The 22,761-nt window shown below is 60.9% G+C and carries 26 protein-coding genes and 1 pseudogene; 20 read left to right on the top strand and 7 right to left on the bottom strand.

What is annotated here, in order from left to right; genetic code table 11:
* The first annotated feature begins 156 nt into the window (after positions 1 to 156).
* Complete coding sequence (locus ACUN0G_RS13965) at positions 157 to 519, top strand: cupin domain-containing protein (protein WP_003213261.1); 363 nt, start codon at positions 157 to 159, stop codon at positions 517 to 519.
* A gap of 70 nt (positions 520 to 589) precedes the next feature.
* On the opposite strand, the gene rpmG is transcribed toward ACUN0G_RS13965, so the two are convergent.
* Positions 590 to 745 carry a 50S ribosomal protein L33 gene (rpmG, locus tag ACUN0G_RS13960; protein ID WP_003176906.1) on the bottom strand — a complete coding sequence of 52 codons (156 nt, stop codon included), beginning with the start codon at positions 743 to 745 and terminating at the stop codon, positions 590 to 592.
* 11 nt (positions 746 to 756) lie between these two features.
* Positions 757 to 990 carry a 50S ribosomal protein L28 gene (gene rpmB / locus ACUN0G_RS13955; protein ID WP_003213263.1) on the bottom strand — a complete coding sequence of 78 codons (234 nt, stop codon included), beginning with the start codon at positions 988 to 990 and terminating at the stop codon, positions 757 to 759.
* Between the two features lie 458 nt (positions 991 to 1,448).
* Here rpmB and ACUN0G_RS13950 point away from each other — a divergent pair, with 458 nt between their 5' ends.
* A complete protein-coding gene (locus ACUN0G_RS13950; RefSeq protein ID WP_445573673.1) occupies positions 1,449 to 3,041 on the top strand; it encodes an ABC transporter substrate-binding protein in 1,593 nt (530 codons plus the stop codon).
* A gap of 115 nt (positions 3,042 to 3,156) precedes the next feature.
* Here ACUN0G_RS13950 and radC read toward each other — a convergent pair whose 3' ends face one another.
* Positions 3,157 to 3,831, bottom strand: a complete 675-nt coding sequence (gene radC / locus ACUN0G_RS13945) for a RadC family protein (protein WP_258342824.1) — start codon at positions 3,829 to 3,831, stop codon at positions 3,157 to 3,159.
* Positions 3,832 to 3,961: 130 nt separating this feature from the next.
* On the opposite strand from radC, the gene coaBC reads away from it, so the two are divergent.
* From coaBC to argB, 4 genes and pseudogenes are all read left to right on the top strand, one after another.
* Positions 3,962 to 5,170 (top strand): bifunctional phosphopantothenoylcysteine decarboxylase/phosphopantothenate--cysteine ligase CoaBC, encoded by a 1,209-nt coding sequence (gene coaBC / locus ACUN0G_RS13940; protein WP_017476702.1) that lies wholly within the window; start codon positions 3,962 to 3,964, stop codon positions 5,168 to 5,170.
* A gap of 5 nt (positions 5,171 to 5,175) precedes the next feature.
* Positions 5,176 to 5,631 carry a dUTP diphosphatase gene (dut, locus tag ACUN0G_RS13935; RefSeq protein ID WP_003213270.1) on the top strand — a complete coding sequence of 152 codons (456 nt, stop codon included), beginning with the start codon at positions 5,176 to 5,178 and terminating at the stop codon, positions 5,629 to 5,631.
* 252 nt (positions 5,632 to 5,883) lie between these two features.
* Positions 5,884 to 7,305: pseudogene (locus ACUN0G_RS13930) on the top strand (phosphomannomutase/phosphoglucomutase); the annotation flags it as partial.
* Between the two features lie 20 nt (positions 7,306 to 7,325).
* Complete coding sequence (gene argB, locus ACUN0G_RS13925) at positions 7,326 to 8,231, top strand: acetylglutamate kinase (RefSeq protein ID WP_003213275.1); 906 nt, start codon at positions 7,326 to 7,328, stop codon at positions 8,229 to 8,231.
* A 168-nt stretch (positions 8,232 to 8,399) separates the two neighbouring features.
* Here argB and pyrE read toward each other — a convergent pair whose 3' ends face one another.
* Positions 8,400 to 9,044, bottom strand: coding sequence for an orotate phosphoribosyltransferase (pyrE, locus tag ACUN0G_RS13920; RefSeq protein WP_017476704.1), 645 nt, complete (start codon positions 9,042 to 9,044; stop codon positions 8,400 to 8,402).
* An 82-nt stretch (positions 9,045 to 9,126) separates the two neighbouring features.
* Between pyrE and ACUN0G_RS13915 the strand changes: the two genes are divergently transcribed.
* Entirely contained in the window at positions 9,127 to 9,906 is a 780-nt protein-coding gene (locus ACUN0G_RS13915; protein ID WP_003176915.1) for an exodeoxyribonuclease III, read from the top strand.
* A gap of 58 nt (positions 9,907 to 9,964) precedes the next feature.
* Here the strand turns inward: ACUN0G_RS13915 and ACUN0G_RS13910 are convergent, their stop codons facing one another.
* Positions 9,965 to 10,333: a DUF4870 domain-containing protein gene (locus tag ACUN0G_RS13910; protein WP_017476705.1), complete on the bottom strand. Its 369-nt coding sequence runs from the start codon at positions 10,331 to 10,333 to the stop codon at positions 9,965 to 9,967.
* Between the two features lie 22 nt (positions 10,334 to 10,355).
* Positions 10,356 to 11,078, bottom strand: coding sequence for a ribonuclease PH (rph, locus tag ACUN0G_RS13905; protein ID WP_003213280.1), 723 nt, complete (start codon positions 11,076 to 11,078; stop codon positions 10,356 to 10,358).
* A 217-nt stretch (positions 11,079 to 11,295) separates the two neighbouring features.
* On the opposite strand from rph, the gene ACUN0G_RS13900 reads away from it, so the two are divergent.
* From ACUN0G_RS13900 to ACUN0G_RS13875, 6 genes are all read left to right on the top strand, one after another.
* Positions 11,296 to 12,159: a YicC/YloC family endoribonuclease gene (locus ACUN0G_RS13900; protein WP_093203689.1), complete on the top strand. Its 864-nt coding sequence runs from the start codon at positions 11,296 to 11,298 to the stop codon at positions 12,157 to 12,159.
* An 11-nt stretch (positions 12,160 to 12,170) separates the two neighbouring features.
* Positions 12,171 to 12,791, top strand: coding sequence for a guanylate kinase (gene gmk / locus ACUN0G_RS13895; RefSeq protein WP_003213284.1), 621 nt, complete (start codon positions 12,171 to 12,173; stop codon positions 12,789 to 12,791).
* Positions 12,792 to 12,958: 167 nt separating this feature from the next.
* Positions 12,959 to 13,222 carry a DNA-directed RNA polymerase subunit omega gene (rpoZ, locus tag ACUN0G_RS13890; RefSeq protein ID WP_003176920.1) on the top strand — a complete coding sequence of 88 codons (264 nt, stop codon included), beginning with the start codon at positions 12,959 to 12,961 and terminating at the stop codon, positions 13,220 to 13,222.
* A 60-nt stretch (positions 13,223 to 13,282) separates the two neighbouring features.
* Entirely contained in the window at positions 13,283 to 15,388 is a 2,106-nt protein-coding gene (gene spoT / locus ACUN0G_RS13885) for a bifunctional GTP diphosphokinase/guanosine-3',5'-bis pyrophosphate 3'-pyrophosphohydrolase (protein WP_258342825.1), read from the top strand.
* Between the two features lie 24 nt (positions 15,389 to 15,412).
* Positions 15,413 to 15,793 carry a RidA family protein gene (locus ACUN0G_RS13880; protein ID WP_003213288.1) on the top strand — a complete coding sequence of 127 codons (381 nt, stop codon included), beginning with the start codon at positions 15,413 to 15,415 and terminating at the stop codon, positions 15,791 to 15,793.
* 63 nt (positions 15,794 to 15,856) lie between these two features.
* Positions 15,857 to 16,600: a hypothetical protein gene (locus tag ACUN0G_RS13875; RefSeq protein ID WP_177080584.1), complete on the top strand. Its 744-nt coding sequence runs from the start codon at positions 15,857 to 15,859 to the stop codon at positions 16,598 to 16,600.
* Positions 16,601 to 16,644: 44 nt separating this feature from the next.
* Here ACUN0G_RS13875 and ACUN0G_RS13870 read toward each other — a convergent pair whose 3' ends face one another.
* Positions 16,645 to 17,496, bottom strand: coding sequence for an SDR family oxidoreductase (locus ACUN0G_RS13870; protein WP_421551161.1), 852 nt, complete (start codon positions 17,494 to 17,496; stop codon positions 16,645 to 16,647).
* 188 nt (positions 17,497 to 17,684) lie between these two features.
* Between ACUN0G_RS13870 and exbB the strand changes: the two genes are divergently transcribed.
* The 7 genes from exbB (at position 17,685) to ACUN0G_RS13835 (ending at position 22,759) form a co-directional block, all read left to right on the top strand.
* The gene (exbB, locus tag ACUN0G_RS13865; protein WP_421523269.1) at positions 17,685 to 18,671 is read left to right on the top strand and encodes a tonB-system energizer ExbB; all 987 of its coding nucleotides are present in this window, start codon (positions 17,685 to 17,687) and stop codon (positions 18,669 to 18,671) included.
* Between the two features lie 6 nt (positions 18,672 to 18,677).
* Entirely contained in the window at positions 18,678 to 19,103 is a 426-nt protein-coding gene (exbD, locus tag ACUN0G_RS13860) for a TonB system transport protein ExbD (protein ID WP_017476711.1), read from the top strand.
* Positions 19,100 to 19,849: an energy transducer TonB family protein gene (locus ACUN0G_RS13855; protein ID WP_258342834.1), complete on the top strand. Its 750-nt coding sequence runs from the start codon at positions 19,100 to 19,102 to the stop codon at positions 19,847 to 19,849. The genes exbD and ACUN0G_RS13855 overlap by 4 nt, the downstream gene beginning before the upstream one ends.
* A gap of 168 nt (positions 19,850 to 20,017) precedes the next feature.
* Complete coding sequence (locus ACUN0G_RS13850) at positions 20,018 to 20,353, top strand: cupredoxin domain-containing protein (protein WP_076013159.1); 336 nt, start codon at positions 20,018 to 20,020, stop codon at positions 20,351 to 20,353.
* A gap of 3 nt (positions 20,354 to 20,356) precedes the next feature.
* Positions 20,357 to 21,175, top strand: a complete 819-nt coding sequence (locus tag ACUN0G_RS13845) for an FTR1 family iron permease (protein WP_445573672.1) — start codon at positions 20,357 to 20,359, stop codon at positions 21,173 to 21,175.
* 19 nt (positions 21,176 to 21,194) lie between these two features.
* Complete coding sequence (locus tag ACUN0G_RS13840; protein ID WP_258342835.1) at positions 21,195 to 21,725, top strand: iron transporter; 531 nt, start codon at positions 21,195 to 21,197, stop codon at positions 21,723 to 21,725.
* A gap of 113 nt (positions 21,726 to 21,838) precedes the next feature.
* Positions 21,839 to 22,759 carry a hydrogen peroxide-inducible genes activator gene (locus ACUN0G_RS13835; RefSeq protein WP_003213305.1) on the top strand — a complete coding sequence of 307 codons (921 nt, stop codon included), beginning with the start codon at positions 21,839 to 21,841 and terminating at the stop codon, positions 22,757 to 22,759.
* Positions 22,760 to 22,761 lie beyond the last annotated feature (2 nt).

Genomic DNA, 22,761 nt, shown 5'->3' with positions numbered 1-22,761 from the left:
CAGCCAGCTGTTCGGCTCAAGGCAGCTGCCACCCTAAACCAGCGGCGATGGATGTTTCAATATATTTGACATAACGGCAGCAAACGCCCTTGCGATGTTCATTTTAATAAACATAGACTTTGAGCTCTTCAACCGCAGGCCAGACGGGACACGCCCATGAACATCCAGAATATCGTCGACTTCAGCCAGGCCAGGACTGAGCCTGACCGCTACCGTCCGGCCGCGGAGAAAATCCTCAAGGGCGACCCTGAGCAAACCGTCTACAACCACTACAACAGTCCGTGCGGCCAGATGAGCGCCGGTGTCTGGGAAGGTGAAGTCGGGCAGTGGAAGGTCAACTACACCGAGCATGAGTACTGCGAGATCGTGCAGGGTGTTTCGGTGTTGCGTGATGCCGACGGCAACGCCAAGACCTTGCGCGCCGGTGATCGCTTCGTGATTCCGGCCGGCTTCAGCGGCACTTGGGAAGTGCTGGAACCCTGCCGCAAGATCTATGTGGTGTTCGAAGAAAAGGCCTGATCATTTTTCAGGCACAAAAAAAAGCCCGCATCGTGAGATACGGGCTTTTTTTCACAAGAAAGAAAACCAATTACTTGATTTTGCCTTCTTTGTAGATCACGTGCTTGCGAACGCGCGGGTCGAACATTTTCTTTTCGAGCTTGTCCGGGGTAGTACGCTTGTTCTTGTCGGTAGTGTAGAAGTGACCAGTACCGGCGCTAGAGATCATTCGAATCAATTCACGCATGATTTAGCTCCTTAGATTTTGCCGTCGCGGCGCAGTTCGGCCAGCACGACAGTGATGCCGCGCTTGTCGATAACACGCATGCCTTTGGCAGATACGCGCAGACGGACAAAACGTTTCTCTTCTTCAACCCAAAAGCGGTGATGCTGCAGGTTTGGCAGGAAACGACGACGGGTTTTGTTGTTTGCGTGGGAAATGTTATTCCCAGTCACCGGACCCTTACCGGTAACTTGACAGACTCTCGACATGCCTCAGCCCTCTAAAACCACATGCCCAACCCGGCATGGGTTGGCCGCTTAATCTCTCAGTCATTTGGCGCCAGGCGCCGCGTTTCTTTAGGGTCTTACCGGCTACACCTACTAGCGAAGGAACCGGGCCCCTAGAAAAGAGCGCTGCTTTATACCAGAAAGACCCCAGTGCAACAACAGGCCGTGTACTTTTATACGCGTAAATCCAGGCCATGGACGCCTGAACCGTTGCCAGGGTGGGCCGCTATAGAAGCTAACCGCTCGTCGCACAGAATGATTTACAGCGCTCGCGCGCACTGCAAAGTGCTCGGCAAAACGACCTGAGGCGCCATCAAAACAGCATTTGAGGCAAAAGCACAGGCAAAAATGGGCTAGTCATTTGTCAATCAGCCCACTACGGTAGGACTTTTCCAGACTGCACTCGCAGATGGGCCTTCGATCTGCAAAGGAAACCGAATATGCGCCTCGCTGCCCTACCGCTATTGCTAGCCCCTCTTTTTATTGCTGCACACGCCCAGGCGGCCACCACCCTGAGCGTCTGCACCGAAGCCAGTCCCGAGGGCTTCGACGTGGTGCAATACAACTCGCTGACCACCACCAATGCCTCGGCAGACGTATTGATGAACCGCCTGGTGGACTTCGACGCCACCAGCGGCAAGCTGGTCCCGAGCCTGGCGGACAGCTGGGACGTCTCGCCGGACGGCCTGACCTACACCTTCAAGCTGCATCCGGAGGTGAAATTCCATCGCACCGAATACTTCACCCCAAGCCGCACTCTGACCGCCGAAGACGTGCGCTTCAGCTTCGAGCGCATGCTCGACCCGGCCAACCCGTGGCACAAGATTGCCCAGAGCGGCTTCCCCCACGCCCAGTCGCTGCAACTGCCCACGCTGATCAAGAAGATCGACGCCCTCGATCCGCTGACCGTGCGCTTTACCCTGGACTACGCCGATTCGACCTTCCTCGCCGCATTGAGCATGGGCTTCGCCTCGATCTACCCGGCGGAATACGCCGACAAACTGCTCAAGGCCGGCACACCCGAAAAACTCAACAGCCAGCCTATCGGCACCGGGCCGTTCATTTTCGGGCGCTTCCAGAAGGACGCGACGATTCGCTACAAGGCCAACCCGGACTACTTCGCCGGCAAGCCTGCGGTGGACAACCTGATCTTTGCGATCACCCCGGACGCCAACGTGCGCCTGCAAAGGTTGCGTCGCGATGAGTGCCAGATCGCCCTGTCGCCCAAGCCCCTGGATATCGATGCTGCACAGAAAGACGCCGACCTGAAGATCGAGAAAACAGCGGCCTTCATGACCGCGTTTGTCGCCATCAATAGCCAGCATCCGCCGCTGGACAAACCGGAAGTTCGCCAGGCAATCAACCTGGCCTTCGACAAGGCCAGCTACCTCAAGGCGGTATTCGAAGGCACCGCTGAAGCCGCCAACGGCCCGTACCCGCCCAATACCTGGAGCTACGCCAAGGACTTGCCGGGCTACCCGCAGGACATTGCCAAGGCCAAGCAGCTACTGGATCGCGCCGGCCTCAAGGATGGTTTCAAGACCACCATCTGGACCCGGCCGTCGGGCAGCCTGCTGAACCCGAACCCGAGCCTGGGCGCACAACTGCTGCAAGCGGACCTGGCCAAGGTCGGCATCCAGGCTGAAATCCGCGTGATCGAATGGGGCGAACTGATCCGCCGCGCCAAGGCCGGCGAGCACGACCTTCTGTTCATGGGCTGGGCCGGCGATAACGGTGACCCGGATAACTTCCTGACGCCGCAGTTCTCCTGCGCGGCCGTAAAGTCCGGCACCAACTTCGCCCGCTACTGCGACCCGGCGCTGGACAAGCTGATCAGCGCCGGCAAGACCACCAGCGAACAAGGCGTGCGCAGCAAGCTGTACCAGCAGGCCCAGGCGCAGATCCAGCAACAGGCGTTGTGGCTGCCACTGGCGCACCCGACGGCGTTTGCGCTGACGCGCAAAAATGTCGAGGGGTATCAGGTGAGCCCGTTCGGGCGCCAGGATTACTCCAAGGTCAGCGTCAAGCCATAAACCAGGCCCCCTGTAGGAGCGAGCTTGCTCGCGAAGGTCGTCAACGATAACGCGGAAAACCTGACACCCAACGGTGCCCTCAGTTTTTTCGCGATCAAGCTCGCTCCTACAGAGCCTACATCCACCCAAATTCCGCCATCGACAGCGGATCACCCTCCCCCACAATGATGTGGTCCAGCACACGCACGTCCACCATCTCCAACGCCTTTTGCAGCACTCTGGTCAGTTTTCGATCAGCAATGCTGGGCTCGGCGCTGCCGGAAGGATGGTTATGACACAGGATCAGCGCCGCAGCGTTGTAGTCCAACGCGCGCTTCACCACTTGCCGGGGGTAGACAATGGCGTTGTCGATGGTGCCTTGAAACAGCTTCTCGAAGCCCAGCACCCGGTGTTTGGAGTCGAGAAACAGGCAGCCGAATATCTCGTGAGGCTCATGGCGCAGCAGCGCCTTGAGGTAGTCGCGCACGGCCTCCGGACTTTCCAGCACCGAGTCGCTGCGCAGGCGCTCGGCCAAATGACGGCGGGCCATTTCCAGTACGGCTTGAAGCTGGGCGAACTTCGCCGGCCCCAGGCCCAGGTGCTGGCTGAACACCGTCTGCCGGGCCTCCATGAGCGCGCGCAGGCTGCCAAATTGCGCCAGCAGATGCCGCGCCAGGTCGACGGCACTTTTACCGGACACCCCGGTGCGCAGGAAAATCGCCAGCAATTCAGCGTCGGAAAGGTTCTCCGCGCCCAGTTCCAACAGCTTCTCCCGCGGACGCTCTGCCGCAGGCCAATCGCGAATACTCATGGCACCTCCGTGTGCATGTGCGCCGCTGTTGCATGGCGGACGCTGTGGTATCTTAGGCCATCTTTTTGCGTGCGATTTCACCTGGGGAGGGGGCATCGCAACGCCATCACTGAACTGGAAAGGCAAGCCAATGCAGCGTCTGTATCGGAAACGCATCGTTCTCGGCGTCGGCGGCGGCATTGCCGCCTACAAGAGCGCAGAGCTGGTTCGCAGGCTCCTCGACCAAGGCGCTGAAGTGCGCGTGGTCATGACCCGGGGCGGCAGTGAATTCATTACCCCACTGACCATGCAAGCCCTGTCCGGCCACCCGGTTCACCTCGACCTGCTGGACCCCGCAGCCGAAGCTGCCATGGGCCACATCGAACTGGCCAAATGGGCCGACCTGGTGCTGATCGCTCCGGCCACGGCCGACTTGATCGCCCGCCTCGCCCAAGGCATTGCCGACGACCTGCTGACCACCCTGGTGCTGGCCACCGACGCCACCGTCGCGATCGCCCCGGCCATGAACCAGGCCATGTGGCGCGACCCGGCCACCCAGGCCAACACCCAACTCCTGCAAAGCCGTGGCCTCAAGGTCTTCGGACCGGCCTCCGGCAGCCAGGCCTGCGGTGACGTGGGCCTGGGCCGCATGCTCGAAGCCACCGACCTCGCCCAATGCGCCGCCGACTGCTTCCAGCACCTGGCCCTCACCGGCAAGCACGTGCTGATTACCGCCGGCCCGACCCAGGAAAACATCGACCCGGTGCGCTACATCACCAACCATAGCTCAGGAAAAATGGGCTTCGCCCTGGCTGAAGCGGCGGTCGAGGCAGGCGCCCGGGTAACCTTGATCACCGGCCCGGTGCATCTGCCGACCCCGGATCGCGTCACCCGAATCGACGTAGTCAGCGCCCGCGACATGCTGGCGGCCTGTGAAGCGGCGATTCCCTGCGACCTGTTTATCGCTTCGGCAGCGGTCGCGGACTACCGCCCGGAAGTGGTTGCACCGCAAAAACTCAAGAAAGACCCTACAAGCGGCGACGGCCTGCTCCTGCAAATGGTCCGCAACCCGGACATTCTGGCGACCATCGCCACCCGCGAAGACCGCCCGTTCAGCGTCGGCTTCGCTGCCGAAACCGAGCATTTGCTGGACTACGCCGCACGCAAATTGAAAGACAAGAACCTCGACCTGATTGTCGCCAACGATGTCGCCAACCCGAGCATCGGCTTCAACAGCGAGGAAAATGCCATCAGCGTGATCGACCGCGAGTTGCACGCTACCGTTTTCGCCCAGACCAGCAAGGGCAAGATTGCCCGCCAACTGATCTCTTTTATCGCCCTACGGCTGAACCAGGTTTAATTTCCATGCACGCTTTGCAAGCCAAGATCCTCGACCCACGCATCGGCAACGAATTCCCGCTGCCGGCCTACGCCACTCCAGGCTCCGCCGGCCTCGACCTGCGCGCCATGCTCAAGCAGGACACCGTGCTTGAGCCGGGCCAGACCATTCTGATTCCGACCGGCCTGTCGATCTACGTGGGCGACCCTGGCCTGGCGGCGCTGATCCTGCCGCGCTCCGGCCTGGGTCACAAACACGGCATCGTCCTCGGCAACCTGGTGGGCCTGATCGACTCGGACTACCAGGGCGAGTTGATGGTGTCGTGCTGGAACCGTGGCCAGACCGCGTTCAACATCGCCGTCGGCGAGCGCATTGCCCAACTCGTACTTGTGCCGGTGGTGCAGGCGCACTTCGAGCTGGTTGAAGAGTTCGACGAAACACAGCGCGGTGCAGGCGGCTTCGGACATTCCGGCAGCCACTGACTAAGCTGAACTGACTTAGCCGGACAAGCCGGGTCCCTCACCCGGCCTGACGCCAACGCATGGCCTTTCAGGATGAAGAATGCGCGGAACTTATCAGCAAGATTTCCCCAGTGAAATCAGGGCATTAGGCGGGCGAAAGGGCGGTGCTTCGGCGCCGATGGCACTTTTGCACCACGAACTCTATGCCAAAAACGCCGTCTTACCCTTCAGTTTGAGCCTGCCGGTCAGCACCCCTGAGGCCAGCCCAGCCCCTTATCGATGGAGTTCCCCCCCGCAATGAGCAACGCAGCCCGAGTCGCCCCGACATTTCCCGACAGCATTTTCCGCGCCTATGACATCCGTGGCGTGGTCCCCAAGACCCTGACCGCCGAAACCGCCTACTGGATCGGCCGTGCCATTGGCTCCCAGAGCCTGGCCCAAGGCGAGCCCAACGTCTCCGTTGGCCGTGATGGCCGCCTCTCCGGCCCCGAGCTGGTGGAGCAACTGATCCAGGGCCTGGCCGACAGCGGCTGCCATGTCAGCGACGTGGGCCTGGTGCCAACGCCTGCGCTGTACTACGCGGCCAACGTACTGGCCGGCAAGTCGGGCGTGATGCTCACCGGCAGCCACAACCCGTCGGACTACAACGGCTTCAAGATCGTCATCGCCGGCGATACCCTGGCCAACGAACAGATCCAGGCCCTGCACACCCGCCTCAAGACTAACGACCTGACCAGCGGCACCGGCAGCATCACCAAGGTGCAAATCCTTGATCGCTACTCGGACGAAATCACCCGCGACGTCAAACTCGCCCGCCGCCTGAAAGTGGTGGTGGACTGCGGCAACGGCGCGGCCGGCGTGATCGCCCCGCAACTGATCGAAGCCCTGAACTGCGAAGTGATCCCGCTGTTCTGCGAGGTCGACGGCAACTTCCCTAACCACCACCCGGACCCGGGCAAGCCTGAGAACCTGGTGGACCTGATCGCCAAGGTCAAGGAAACCGGCGCCGACCTGGGCCTGGCTTTCGACGGCGACGGCGACCGCGTCGGCGTGGTGACCAACACCGGCAATATCGTGTTCCCGGACCGCCTGCTGATGCTGTTTGCCCGCGACGTCGTGGCGCGCAACCCGGGTGCCGAGATCATCTTCGACGTCAAATGCACCCGCCGCCTGACGCCGCTGATCAAGGAATACGGCGGTCGTCCGCTAATGTGGAAGACCGGCCACTCGTTGATCAAAAAGAAAATGAAAGAAACCGGCGCCCTGTTGGCCGGCGAAATGAGCGGTCACGTGTTCTTCAAGGAACGCTGGTTCGGTTTTGACGACGGTATTTACAGCGCCGCCCGTCTGCTGGAGATCCTCAGCAAGGAAAAATCCACCGCCGAAGACCTGTTTGCAACCTTCCCGGATGATATTTCTACGCCAGAGATCAATATCCATGTGACCGAAGAGAGCAAATTCAGCATCATTGACGCACTGCACGATGCGCAGTGGGGCGAAGGCGCCAACCTGACCACCATTGACGGCGTGCGGGTCGATTACGCCAAAGGCTGGGGCCTGGTTCGCGCATCCAACACCACACCGGTGCTGGTGCTGCGTTTCGAGGCGGATTCCGAGGCTGAGTTGCAGCGCATCAAGGACGTGTTCCACGCCCAGTTGAAACGTGTTGCCCCTGATCTCCAATTACCGTTCTGATTTTTTTACCGGAGCCCTGAATGACCCTCGAACGCGAAGCCGCCGCCAATACCGCCAAGGTCCTTTCCGAAGCGTTGCCTTACATTCGACGCTACGTCGGCAAGACGCTGGTGATCAAGTACGGCGGCAATGCCATGGAAAGCGACGAGCTGAAAACCGGCTTTGCCCGCGACATCGTGTTGATGAAAGCCGTCGGGATCAACCCGGTGGTGGTACACGGTGGCGGCCCGCAAATCGGTGACCTGCTCAAGCGCCTGTCCATCGAGAGTCACTTCATCGACGGCATGCGTGTCACCGACGCCCAGACCATGGACGTGGTGGAGATGGTCCTGGGCGGCCAGGTGAACAAAGACATCGTCAACCTGATCAACCGCCATGGCGGCAGCGCCATCGGCCTGACCGGCAAGGACGCCGAGCTGATCCGGGCGAAGAAGCTCACCGTGACCCGCAAGACCCCGGAGATGACTCAGCCGGAAATCATCGACATCGGCCAGGTGGGCGAAGTGATCGGCATCAACACCGACCTGCTGAACCTGCTGGTGAAAGGCGATTTCATTCCGGTGATCGCGCCAATCGGCGTGGGTGCCAACGGTGAGTCCTACAACATCAACGCCGACCTGGTGGCCGGCAAGGTGGCCGAGGCGCTGAAGGCCGAGAAGCTGATGCTGCTCACCAACATCGCCGGCTTGATGGACAAGGAAGGCAAGGTCTTGACCGGCCTGACGACCCAGCAAGTGGACGACCTGATCGCCGACGGCACCATCTACGGCGGCATGCTGCCGAAGATCCGCTGCGCACTGGAAGCGGTGCAAGGCGGTGTCGGCAGCTCGTTGATCCTGGATGGCCGGGTTCCAAATGCGATCCTGCTGGAAATCTTCACCGACACCGGTGTGGGTACGCTGATCAGCAATCGCAAGCGCCCTTAAGCGCTGGTAAACAAAAAGGCCCCGTTCAATTCGATTGAACGGGGCCTTTTCTATGTACTCGGCCTAAAAATGTGGGAGCGGGCTTGCTCGCGAAAGCGGCGGGTCAGTCGACACATATATCAACTGACAAGCCGTATTCGCGAGCAAGCCCGCTCCCACATGGATCTTCTAAACGCCGAACTGCTCGCGATAGGCCTTGACCGCCGGCAAATGCTGCTTGAGCTGCGGGTCGTCTTCCAGGAACTGCAGCACTTGGTTCAACGAAACAATGCTCACCACCGGAATCGCGAAATCACGTTCCACTTCCTGGATCGCCGACAATTCACCGTTGCCACGCTCCTGGCGGTTCAGCGCGATCAGCACACCGGCCGCCTTGGCGCCGTCCTGGGAAGCGATGATCTGCATCACTTCGCGAATCGCCGTACCGGCAGTGATCACGTCGTCGATGATCAGCACGTCGCCCTTGAGCGGCGCGCCCACCAGGCTACCGCCTTCGCCATGGGCCTTGGCTTCCTTGCGGTTGAAGCACCAAGGCAAATCCAGCCCGTGATGTTCGGCCAACGCCACGGCAGTCGCGGCGGCCAGGGGAATGCCCTTGTAGGCCGGGCCGAACAGCACGTCGAAGGAAATACCGCTTTCAACGATGGCGGCCGCATAGAAACGACCCAACTGCGCCAGGGCGGAACCCGAGTTGAAAAGGCCGGCATTGAAGAAGTAAGGGCTGGTGCGCCCGGACTTCAGGGTGAACTCACCGAAGCGCAATACGCCGCGATCGATGGCAAAACGAATGAAATCGCGTTGATACGCCTGCATGAAAAAAGCCTCAGATACCACGGATTTAGCTAATTAGGTAGACGGCGTGTATCATACACGCACGCGATTTTTGGGGCCATTTATGCGGATCATCAGTGTGAACGTCAATGGTATTCAGGCTGCAGTCGAGCGTGGTTTGCTCAGTTGGCTGCAAGCCCAGAATGCCGACGTCATCTGCCTGCAGGACACCCGCGCCTCCGCCTTTGAACTGGACGACCCAGCCTTCCAACTGGATGGCTACTTCCTTTATGCCTGTGATGCCGAAGTTCCCGCCCAAGGCGGCGTGGCTTTGTATTCGCGGTTGCAACCCAAGGCGGTCATCAGCGGCCTCGGCTTCGAGACAGCCGACCGCTACGGGCGCTACCTGCAAGCCGATTTCGACAAGGTCAGCATCGCGACCTTGCTGCTTCCATCAGGGCAGAATGGCGATGAAGACTTGAACCAGAAGTTCAAGCTAATGGACGACTTCGCCCGTTATCTGGATAAACAGCGGCGCAAACGTCGCGAGTACATTTACTGTGGCTCGCTGTATGTGGCGCAACAGAAGCTGGATATCAAGAACTGGCGCGACAGCCAGCAATCACCGGGCTTTCTCGCGCCGGAACGGGCCTGGATGGACGAGATTGTCGGCAATATGGGCTATGTCGATGCCCTGCGTGAAGTCAGCCGCGAAGGCGACCAGTACAGCTGGTGGCCGGATAACGAACAGGCCGAGATGCTCAACCTCGGCTGGCGTTTTGACTACCAGCTGCTGACGCCAGGCTTGCGCCGCTTCGTGCGCAGCGCACGCCTGCCACGCCAGCCGCGCTTCTCACAGCACGCGCCGCTGATCGTGGACTACGACTGGACCTTGACCATCTAAGGTCTTTTTCCAGGCACAAAAAAACCGACATCGCTGTCGGTTTTTTTGTGGGCGGTGGTTATTTGATCAACCGCAACGTCCACGGATAACGATAAGCCACGCCCTTGTTGGCCTTGATGCCCCCAATGATCGTCATCACTACCGCGCCGATCACCAGGACGGTCATCAACACGAAGCCGATCACGATAAAGCCCAGCAGGAAGCAGACCGCCCAGGCTATGCCCACGGTGATCTGGAAATTCAGCGCTTCCTTGCCCTGGTCATCAATGAACGGGTCCGTGTCCTTCTTCACCTGCCAGAGAATCAAAGGCCCCAGCAGGCTGCCGAACGGGAACATCAAGCCGAAAAACGCCGCGAAGTGACAGAGCATCGCCCACTGGCGAACTTCCTTGGACGGTGTCGGCAGCGGAAGTTGACTGTCACTCATGGCGTAGCTCCTTGGGGTTGAATCAGTCGGCCAGGGCGGCGTTCTGCAGTTCGAAGATCTCGGTCATGCCTTTCTGGGCCAATGCCAGCATGGCATTCAGGTCCGCCGGCTGGAATGGCGCGCCTTCGGCGGTGCCCTGCACTTCGATGAAACCACCGGTGCTGGTCATCACCACGTTCAGGTCGGTCTCGGCAGCCGAATCTTCAAGATAGTCCAGATCCAGCACTGGCTCGCCCTGATACATGCCTACCGATACAGCCGCGATCATCTGCTTGAGCGGATCGCCGCCTTTCAGGCCGCCACGCTTCTTGATGACTTTGAGCGCATCGACCAGGGCAACCATGGCGCCGGTGATGGATGCAGTACGGGTGCCACCGTCGGCCTGGATCACGTCGCAGTCGACATACAGGGTCACGTCGCCCAGCTTGGACATGTCCAGGGCAGCACGCAGGGAACGACCGATCAGGCGCTGGATTTCCAGGGTGCGCCCGCCTTGCTTGCCACGGCTGGCTTCACGCTGGTTACGCTCGCCGGTGGCGCGCGGCAGCATGCCGTATTCGGCAGTCAACCAACCCTGGCCCTGGCCCTTGAGGAAACGCGGCACGCCGTTTTCGACGCTGACGGTGCAGATAACCTTGGTATCGCCAAACTCGACCAGTACAGATCCCTCGGCGTGTTTGGTGTAGTTGCGGGTGATGCGGATCGAGCGGAGCTGATCGGCAGCGCGACCACTTGGACGTTTCATAGGGGATACCTGTACGGAGGACGAAAAACTGCCGAGCATTATAGAGCCGCCAGCCCTGATCGGCACTTCTAAAAAATCCTGTTACAAACCCGGTCACCGAAGCCACTGTTTGGGGCCACCCGTCCCGTTGAGCTACAATCCTGCGCCTTCGCAGCCTGTCGGCTTCAATCTACCCATCAGCCCGCCTGTTTGCGGGACTGCATCGCGAGGTACCGCCATGGTGCACAGCATGACCGCCTTCGCCCGCGTCGAAAAAGCCGGCGTCCAAGGCACCCTGAGCTGGGAATTGCGCTCGGTCAACAGCCGCTACCTGGAGCCGCACCTGCGCCTGCCGGAATCGTTTCGCGACCTCGAAGGCGCGGTCCGTGAAGCGCTGCGCCAGGGCATCTCCCGCGGCAAGCTGGAATGCACCCTGCGCTTCACCGAGGAAACCACCGGCAAGCCGTTGCAGGTGGATCGCGAGCGCGCCGCGCAATTGGTCGCCGCCGCCGAAACCATCGCCAGCCTGATCAAACAGCCTGCCGCCATCAATCCTTTGGAAGTTCTGGCCTGGCCCGGCGTGTTGGTGGCCGACGCCACTGACCCGCAGGCGCTGAACGCCGAGGCCCTGGCCCTGTTCAACCAAGGCTTGAAAGAACTCAAGGCCGGTCGCGAACGCGAAGGCGCCGAGCTGGCCCGCCTGATCAGCGACCGCCTGACCTCCATCGAAGAAGACGTGGTGACCCTGCGTGAACTGGTGCCGCAGATGCTTGCCACCCAGCGCCAGAAGGTCCTGGATCGCTTCGCCGACATGCAGGCCGAGCTGGACCCGGTGCGCCTGGAGCAGGAAATGGTCCTGCTGGCACAAAAGAGCGACGTTGCCGAAGAGCTCGACCGCCTGAGCACCCACATCCTGGAAGTGCGCCGCGTGCTCAAGTCTGCCGGTGCCGCCGGTCGGCGCCTGGACTTCCTGATGCAGGAACTCAACCGCGAAGCCAATACACTGGGCTCCAAAGCCTTTGATCCGCGCAGCACCCAGGCTGCGGTCAACCTCAAGGTGTTGATCGAGCAAATGCGCGAACAAGTACAGAATATCGAGTAAGGCACCCTGACATGACCCACAGCACCGGCACCCTTTACATCATTTCTGCCCCATCGGGCGCGGGCAAAAGCAGCCTGGTCAAAGCCCTGACCGACGCTGACGAGCAGATCCGCATCTCGGTGTCCCACACCACCCGCGCCATGCGCCCGGGTGAAGTGAACGGCGTGCACTACCACTTCGTCGAGCGCACCGAGTTCGTCAAGATGATCGAGCACGGTGATTTCCTCGAGCGCGCCGAAGTCTTCGGCAACCTCTACGGCACCTCCCAAAGCCACCTGCAGCAGACCCTGGACGAAGGCCACGACCTGATCCTGGAAATCGACTGGCAGGGCGCCGAGCAAGTGCGTCAACTGATGCCCAAAGCCCGCTCGATCTTCATCCTGCCGCCGTCGCTGGAAGCGTTGCACCAGCGCCTGACCAACCGCGGCCAGGACAGCGACGAGATCATCGAAGGCCGCATGCGCGAAGCCGTCAGTGAAATGAGCCACTACGTCGACTACGACTACCTGATCATCAACGACGATTTCGCCCACGCACTGGACGATCTGAAGGCGATTTTCCGCGCCAATCAGCTCCAGCAAAAGCGTCAGCAGCAGCGTTTCGGCAAATTGTTGGCCGAACTGCTCGGCTGATTGGCTCTTCCCAAAACCGCTGCAAGGGCTTTACATTGGCACTTGTAGCGCGTTTGCGATGGCCTGCGAAAAATCAGCGCTTCCCTAAACGCTGGTGATTTTTTAAACTGTTCAGTCCGCTCGCCCAACCGGGCAGCGCGCATATTGCATTCGCTCCGAGGAATACCATGGCCCGCGTAACCGTTGAAGACTGCCTAGAACACGTGGATAACCGCTTTGAGCTGGTCATGCTCTCTACCAAGCGTGCCCGTCAACTGGCTACTGGCGGCAAAGAGCCTCTGGTCCAGTGGGAAAACGACAAGCCTACCGTTGTAGCCCTGCGTGAAATCGCTGAAGGCCTGATGAGCTACGAGTTCATCGCCAACGCCGAAATCGTTGAAGACGAACCGCTGTTTGCAGCGTTCGAGGACGAGTCCAACGAGGCCGTCTAAGCCTATGCCTGGTCGACGTAGCACGGCGCGGGGTCACAGCCAACGGCAGGAGTTAATACTTTGCCGAGCATAGACGCCCTCGCCGATCGCTTATCGACCTACCTCGGCCCAGACCAGGTCAACCTGGTCCGCCGAGCGTATTTCTACGCCGAACAAGCCCACGACGGCCAACGCCGCCGCAGTGGCGAGGCGTATGTCACGCATCCTCTTGCCGTGGCAAATATTCTTGCCGACATGCACATGGACCATCAGAGCCTGATGGCCGCGATGCTGCATGACGTGATCGAAGACACCGGTATTGCCAAGGAAGCGCTCAATGCGCAATTTGGCGAAACCGTGGCCGAACTGGTCGACGGGGTCAGCAAACTGACCCAGATGAACTTCGAAACCAAGGCCGAAGCCCAGGCGGAAAACTTCCAGAAGATGGCCATGGCCATGGCCCGGGATATCCGGGTGATCCTGGTCAAGCTGGCCGACCGGCTGCACAACATGCGCACGCTGGAAGTGCTGTCCGGTGAAAAACGCCGGCGCATCGCCAAGGAAACCCTGGAAATCTACGCGCCCATCGCCAACCGGCTGGGCATGCACGCCATTCGTATCGAGTTCGAAGACCTCGGCTTCAAGGCCATGCACCCGATGCGTTCCGCGCGCATTTATCAGGCGGTCAAACGCGCCCGGGGCAATCGCAAGGAAATCGTCAACAAGATCGAAGAGTCCCTGAGCCATTGCCTGGCGATCGATGAGATCGAGGGCGAGGTCAGCGGCCGGCAGAAACACATCTACGGCATCTACAAGAAGATGCGCGGCAAGCGTCGGGCCTTCAACGAGATCATGGACGTGTACGCGTTCCGGATCATCGTCGACAAGGTCGATACCTGCTACCGCGTGCTGGGCGCTGTACATAATTTGTACAAGCCCCTGCCGGGGCGCTTCAAGGACTACATCGCGATTCCCAAGGCCAACGGCTATCAGTCACTGCATACCACGCTGTTCGGTATGCACGGGGTGCCGATCGAGATCCAGATCCGCACCCGCGAAATGGAAGAGATGGCCAACAACGGCATCGCCGCCCACTGGCTGTACAAATCCACCGGCGACGAGCAGCCGAAAGGTACCCATGCCCGCGCCCGCCAGTGGGTCAAGGGCGTGCTGGAAATGCAGCAACGTGCCGGCAACTCCCTGGAATTTATCGAAAGCGTGAAGATCGACCTGTTCCCGGACGAGGTCTACGTGTTCACGCCCAAAGGCCGGATCATGGAGCTGCCCAAAGGCTCCACGGCGGTCGACTTTGCCTACGCGGTGCACACCGACGTGGGTAACAGCTGCATAGCCTGTCGGATCAATCGTCGACTGGCCCCGCTGTCGGAACCGCTGCAAAGCGGCTCCACGGTGGAGATCGTCAGCGCACCGGGCGCACGCCCGAACCCGGCCTGGCTGAACTTTGTGGTTACCGGCAAGGCCCGCACCCATATCCGTCACGCCCTGAAACTGCAGCGCCGCTCCGAGTCCATCAGCCTGGGCGAACGCCTGCTGAACAAGGTGCTCAACGGCTTCGACAGCTCCCTGGACAAGATCCCGGCCGAGCGCGTGCAGGCCATGCTCCACGAGTACCGTCAGGAACTGATCGAAGACTTGCTGGAAGACATCGGCCTGGGCAACCGCATGGCGTATGTGGTCGCCCGCCGCCTGCTGGGCGAAGGCGAACAGCTGCCAAGCCCCGAAGGCCCGCTGGCGATTCGCGGTACCGAAGGCTTGGTACTCAGCTACGCCAAGTGCTGCACGCCGATCCCGGGTGACCCGATTGTCGGCCACCTGTCCGCGGGCAAAGGCATGGTGGTGCACCTGGACAACTGCCGCAATATCAGTGAAATCCGCCATAACCCCGAGAAATGCATCCAGCTTTCGTGGGCCAAGGATGTCACCGGCGAATTCAACGTCGAGCTGCGGGTCGAGCTGGAACACCAGCGCGGCCTGATCGCCCTGCTGGCCAGCAGCGTCAATGCGGCCGACGGCAATATCGAGAAAATCAGCATGGACGAACGCGATGGTCGCATCAGCGTGGTCCAACTGGTGGTCAGCGTGCACGACCGCGTGCACCTGGCCCGCGTGATCAAGAAACTGCGCGCCCTGACCGGGGTCATCCGCATCACCCGCATGCGCGCCTAGCCCATCCATTACAAGGAGTCATTCATGACCAAGACTGTTATCACCAGCGACAAGGCACCAGCAGCAATCGGTACTTACTCCCAGGCGATCAAGGCGGGCAATACCGTCTACATGTCCGGCCAGATTCCACTGGACCCAAAAACCATGGAGCTGGTTGAAGGCTTTGAAGCCCAAACCATCCAGGTCTTCGAAAACCTGAAGTCGGTTGCCGAAGCTGCAGGCGGTTCGTTCAAGGACATCGTCAAACTGAACATCTTCCTCACCGACCTGAGCCACTTCGCCAAGGTCAACGAGATCATGGGCAAGTACTTCGAACAGCCGTACCCAGCCCGCGCCGCCATTGGCGTTGCCGCCCTGCCAAAGGGCGCGCAGGTTGAGATGGACGCCATTCTGGTCATCGAGTAAAACATCCGGCGCAGCGCTTCCAAGGGAAGGCTGCGCCGAATTGGTTTTTGGAAGGATTTCGTAATGCGCAAAGCGCTCGTTGCCTCTTCGTTGCTCGCCCTGTTGCTCGGCGGCTGCGCCAGCAATCCCGCCGACCTGGATGTGAGCGGCACCTGGATCAACCAGGCCGCCATCGACGCGGCAGCCAAGGGCGGCCCTTTGCGTGAAGCCCTGCAGAGCTACGGTCCGAACCTCGAATGGGAGGTGAACACCAAAGCATCCCAGGCCCGCTACTACAACGGTTTTGAAGTAGCTGAAGGCAAGTTGCTGGGTGAAAAATCCGGCGCCTGGAGCGTCGATTTCTACGGCAGCTCCGCCACTGAACTCAAGCGTAAAGGCAAACTACTGCTGCAAGGGGCCAATGATAACGAGCCCGAGCAGCTATTTGCCCGCGCCAAGGACCCTGCCCCAGAAGGCGCGCCACTTGGCGCCAACTTCGAACGCACCCTGTACGCCGCCTATATGGGCGGCACCTGGAAAATCAGCAGCGGCAACGGCGAAGGCGCGACGGTGCAGTTCCAGGCCAATGGCCAGGTAACCGGCTTGCCCGGCGCTGATCAGTACTCGCTGTGCCTGGCGGGCGATTGCGCCTCCATGAGCGGCGGCTACGACAGCATCTGGCTGCAACTGAACGGCCAGGGTAACCCGTGGATCTTTGCGCGCAAGGGCAAGCAACTGGAGATCTTCCAGGCGATCAACACCGCTCAGGCCGACGAGGTACCCTCGTTTACCCCCGGGCCACGACAGTGGTTGCTGGAAAAACAGTGACGCAAAAAAAGGAGCCCTTAGGCTCCTTTTTCTTCACGCCGCGATCAACCCTCCAGGATCGCCGCATACCCTTCGCGATAACTCGGATAACGCGGCACCCAGCCCAGCGCCTTGGCCCGGGCATTGCTGCATTGTTTGCTGCCAGCACGGCGGACGCTGGCGTTCTCGGCCCATTCGGTCACGCCAAGGTACTCGCGCAACCAGGCAACCACCTCGGCCAGCGGGGCCGGAGCGTCGTCGACGCCGATGTAGCACTTATCCAGCACACCGCCCTGCTCCACGTGCTGCAGCAAAAACGCGAGCAGACCCGCCGCGTCATCGGCGTGAATCCGGTTGCCATATAAAGGCGGATCAATCGCCACGCGATAACCCTGGCGCACCTGGCTCAGCAGCCATTCCCGGCCCGGGCCATAGATACCGGTGAGGCGCACCACGCTCGCGGGAATGCCGCTATCCAACGCCACTTGCTCGGCTTCCAGCATGACTTGGCCGGAATAACCGCCTGCCTTGGTCTCGGAGCTTTCGTCGACCCACTCACCGTTCTGCTGCCCATACACACTGCTGCTGGACACAAACAGCAGGTGTTTAGGTTCCTGGCCGTAGTCGTTCAACCATTCCAGCACATGCCGCAACCCTTGCACGTATGCCGCACGATAGCCCGCCTCGTCGTGATCGGTGGCCGCCGCGCAATACACCAGATAATCCACTCCGCCCACCGGCCAGGTGTCGGGGCAGTCTTCTTTGAAAAGATCGCCAGCGATCCCGATCACGCCCTCGGGAAGGCGCGAGACATCCCGCCGCAGGCCGTGAACCTCCCAGCCCTTGGCCAGCAATTGGGTGGCCAGACGGCTACCGACATCGCCGCAACCGGCAATCACCACAGAAGGCGCAGACATCACAAAACTCCATTCTTAAAGGTCAAGATTAGCCCCCACAGATGACCAGCGGCCAGCAAAACGACAAATAAAGTTACTGTATTACTTCTGTTAACAAGAATTACTTGCAATAATAACCGCCCATTTGTCCTCGACCCGTTACGGTCTGGAAGGACGCTCACTCATTTTTTCTCTCAGGTCCGGCCAGCATGACACGCAATAAATTCCCCGCTTCGCCAACCAAGCCTCACAGCCCATCCCGCGCCTGGCGTGCGATAGCTGCAGTGCTGTTCAGCGTTCTGCTGGCACCGACCGCCGCGTTCGCCGACAACACCGCACCGGCCACCCCGCCGGCTGCCACTGCGCCAGCCTCCGAGCAAAACGCTCCTGCACCAGCCGCCGCACCCGCTGCCACCGACCCGGCCCTGGCCGCCGAAGGCGCACCGGCTGACGATTCCGGCGTTGTGCTGGAAGAAGACAACAGCCTGGGCATGGCCCACGACCTGTCGCCCTGGGGCATGTACCAGAACGCTGACATCATCGTGAAGATCGTGATGATCGGCCTGGCCATCGCCTCGATCATCACCTGGACCATCTGGATCGCCAAAGGCTTCGAGCTGCTGGGTGCCAAGCGTCGCCTGCGTACTGAAATCGTCCACCTGAAAAAAGCCACCACCCTTAAGGAAGCCAGCGAAAGCGCGGCGAAGAAGGGCACCCTGGCACACCTGCTGGTTCACGACGCACTCGAAGAGATGCGCCTGTCCGCCAACACCCGTGAAAAAGAAGGCATCAAGGAACGCGTCAGCTTCCGTCTTGAGCGCCTGGTTGCCGCCTGCGGTCGCAACATGAGCAACGGCACCGGCGTGCTGGCCACCATCGGTTCCACCGCGCCCTTCGTCGGCCTGTTCGGTACCGTGTGGGGCATCATGAACAGCTTCATCGGCATCGCCAAAACCCAGACCACCAACCTCGCCGTCGTGGCTCCCGGCATCGCCGAAGCCCTGCTGGCAACGGCACTGGGCCTGGTTGCCGCGATTCCTGCGGTCGTCATCTACAACGTCTTCGCCCGTTCGATCGCCGGCTACAAGGCCCAGGTGTCGGACGCTTCGGCAGAAGTCCTGTTGCTGGTCAGCCGTGACCTCGATCACCTGCCTACCGAGCGCAGCTCGCAACCGCATATGGTGAAAGTGGGGTAATCGGCCATGGGCCTGCATTTGAATCAAGGCGACGACGAGCTCGTCGAGAACCACGAAATCAACGTCACGCCGTTTATCGACGTGATGCTGGTGCTGCTGATCATCTTTATGGTGGCCGCACCACTGGCTACTGTGGACATTAAGGTCGACCTGCCCGCCTCCAGCGCGAAACCTGCGCCGCGGCCGGAGAAGCCGATATTCCTCAGCGTCAAGGCGGACCAGCGTCTGTTCCTGGGCGAAGAAGAAGTCAAATCCGAAACCCTGGGCGCGGTGCTCGACGCCAAGACCCAGGGCAAGAAAGACACGACCATCTTCTTCCAGGCCGACAAGGGCGTGGACTACGGCGACCTGATGAGCGTAATGGATGCCCTGCGGGCAGCCGGCTACCTCAAGGTAGGCCTGGTCGGACTTGAGACGGCAGCCAAGAAATGATCACGACGCGCCACAAACTGACGCGTTATGGCACCAGCCTCGCCGTCGTGCTGGGCGTCCACGCCGTCGCGATCATCATCGCGCTCCAGTGGTCGGCGCCACATAGGGTGGAGCTGCCTCCGGCGGCCATGGTCATCGACCTGGCACCGATGCCGGCGCCACCACCTCCGGCACCGCCGAAGGTGGTAACGCCGCCGCAACCACCCGCGCCGGTGGAAGAGCTGCCATTGCCGAAACTGGCCGAGGCACCCAAGCCGACGATCCAGGTACCAAAGCCGGTCAAGCCCAAGCCAAAACCACAGCCGCCCAAGCCTGTGGAGAAGAAGCCCGATCCGCCCAAGGAAAAACCTTCCGAAGAGCCGCCGAGCGAAACTCCGCAGAACAACGCGCCTACGGAGAAGTCCGCTCAGCCACAACCGGGCCCTTCACCGCAGCAGATCGCGGCCAAGGCCACCTGGGAAAGTACCCTGCTGGGCCACCTGCAGAAGTACAAGAAGTACCCGCCAGGCGCCCAGGCGCGTGGCAAGGAAGGCCTGAACCGCCTGCGTTTCGTGGTAGATGCCGATGGCAACGTGCTGTCCTATGAACTGGTGGGCCGCTCCGGCAACGCCGATCTGGACCGCGCCACCCTCGACATGATCCGCCGTGCCCAGCCGCTGCCCAAGCCGCCGGCCGACATGTTGAAAGGCGGCAGCATCGAGATCGTTGCGCCGTTTGTTTACAACATCGAAAAACGTCGCCGGTAATCCTCTCCCGTGGGCACTCTCGAGTGCCCACGGCTGCTTCGCCTCCCCTGCCTATCGCCGCAAGCTGAACCCCAGTTGAACAGGCCTCAACCTAACTTTATCTTCACTTGTAACATTTAAAGACAAAGCCAATCATCCGCGAATCGTTCTCATTAGCGGACATTCGGCATGCCCAACCTTGCCCGGCTGGCTCTTCTCCTACTGGCTTTTCCCGTCGCAGCGCAGGCAGATCAGCTGGTCACCCTGGTCATTCAAAACCACACCTTCAGCCCCTCGACGTTCGAGGTGCCTGCCGGTGAACGTTTCCGCATTCAGCTCACCAGCCACGACGAAAGCGTCGATGAGTTCGAAAGCTATGACATGAAATTCGAAAAAATCATCGTCCCCGGCAACACCGTTACGGTGTTTGCCGGCCCGCTGCATCCCGGCACCTACACCTTCTTCGATGACTACCACCCCGACCAGGCCAAAGGCACGGTCACGGCTGTCGCGGCCAAGGAGTAAGCCATGCTGGCCTGTCTGTTGATCGTGTTTCGAGAAGTGCTGGAAGCCGGGATCGTGGTGGGAATTGTCATGGCCGCCACCCAAGGCCTGGCCAGACGCGGGCTGTTCATTGGTGGTGGAATCGCGGCCGGCGTGCTCGGTGCCGGCATCCTCGCGCTCTTTACCGGCGCAATCACCCAGGCACTGCAAGGCTTCGGCCAGGAAATCTTCAACGCGGCCATCCTGGTGGTCGCCGTGGTGATGCTGGGCTGGCACAACCTGTGGATGGCCAGCCACGGTCGCGAGCTGGCAACCCAACTGCGCAGCGCCGGCAATGCCGTACTCACTGGGGAAAAATCACTCTGGGCCCTGGCCGTAGTGATCACCGTGGCCGTGCTGCGCGAAGGCTCGGAAATCGTGCTGTTCCTTTACGGCATCGCCGCGTCGAGCCAGGCAGACCCGCTCTCGATGCTGACCGGCGGCGTGCTCGGCATCGCTGCCGGGGTCGCGTTGTCCTGGCTGATGTATCGCGGCCTGGTCGCCATCAGCCTCAAGCGCCTGTTCTCGATTACCGGCTGGATGATCGCCTTGCTCGCCGCCGGCATGGCTGGCCGGGCCGCCGCGATCCTTGCCGGTATCGACCTGATTCCCGCCTGGGGCTACCAGCTCTGGGACACCTCCTGGCTGGTCTCCGATGGCAGCCTTACCGGCCGCGCGCTGACCGCGCTGGTGGGCTACACCGACCGGCCACTGGGGGTCCAGTTGGTTGCCTGGTCCGTCACCCTCGCGCTCCTGGTGCTGGGTAACCGCTTACTGCATTCACGCCCGACACAATCACGTTAACCGCCCCAGGAGCCCCACCATGAAACCTTTGCGCAATCCCTTGGCCGCCGCACTGCTACTTGTCAGCGCCGTGGCCGCTTCCTCCCTGGCCCAGGCCCGCGAATACCCGATTGGCGGGCCCGTCCAGGTCAACGACATGGAAATCGCCTCTTCCTATCTGGTGGGCATCGAAATGGCCCCGATGCCACCGGGCATGGTGATGAGCAAGGACTCGGTGCACCTTGAAACGGACGTGCACGCCACCGCCGACAACAAGTACGGCCTGTCCAACGGTGAGTGGGTGCCCTACCTGACCATCACCTACTCGCTGGTCAAGCAAGGCTCGCCCGACTACAAGGAAATCGGCACCTTGTTGCCGATGGTGGCCAAAGACGGCGCTCACTACGCCAACAACGTGAAAATGGACGGCCCCGGCACCTATACCGTGGTGTTGCGCTACGAAAGCCCGCAAATCAAAGGCTTCTTCCACCATGTGGACAAGGAAACCGGCGTGCCGGAATGGTGGGGGCCCTTCACCAAGACCTTCACCTTCAAATACCCGCAAAGCTGAAAGCATGAACGCGGCACCTGATTACCAGGTGTCGTAAACCCCATGCTGTCTGATAACGTGCGTCTATCGATTGCAGCCGGTATGCTTGGCCCGCAACCTCATGGACGCCCGCTATGACTCTTACAGAATTACGCTACATCGTTACCCTCGCCCAAGAGCAGCACTTCGGCCACGCGGCCGAGCGTTGCCACGTCAGCCAGCCGACGCTGTCGGTGGGTGTGAAGAAGCTTGAAGACGAACTCGGTGTGCTGATTTTCGAGCGCAGCAAAAGCGCCGTGCGCCTCACGCCCGTCGGCGAAGGCATCGTTGCCCAGGCCCAGAAGGTTCTGGAACAGGCCCAAAGCATTCGCGAGCTGGCCCAGGCCGGTAAAAACCAGCTGACCGCCCCGCTGAAAGTCGGCGCCATCTATACCGTCGGCCCGTACCTGTTCCCGCACTTGATTCCGCAACTGCACCGCGTCGCGCCGCAGATGCCGCTGTATATCGAAGAAAACTTCACCCACGTGCTGCGCGACAAACTGCGCAACGGCGAGCTGGACGCGATCATCATCGCCCTGCCGTTCAACGAGGCAGACGTGCTGACCCTGCCGCTCTACGATGAGCCTTTCTACGTGCTGATGCCGGCGTCCCACCCGTGGACGCAGAAAGACACCATCGACGCGGGCTTGCTCAACGACAAGAGCCTGCTGTTGCTGGGCGAAGGCCACTGCTTCCGCGACCAGGTGCTGGAAGCCTGCCCGACCCTGACCAAGGGCAATGACGGCGCCAAGCACACCACCGTGGAATCCAGCTCCCTGGAAACCATTCGCCACATGGTTGCCTCCGGCCTGGGCATTTCGATCCTGCCGCTGTCGGCGGTGGACAGCCATCACTACGCCCCCGGCGTGATAGCCGTGCGCCCACTGACGCCGCCGGTACCGTTCCGGACCGTGGCCATTGCCTGGCGCGCCAGCTTCCCGCGGCCGAAAGCGATTGAAATCCTCGCCGACTCGATCCGCCTGTGTTCGGTGGCCAAACCGCCTGCTGCGAGCTAAGT

The sequence above is a fragment of the Pseudomonas sp. 32A genome (assembly GCF_052682255.1).
Note: the sequence above shows the minus strand (reverse complement) of the source record. Positions and strands in the feature narration are given on the sequence as shown.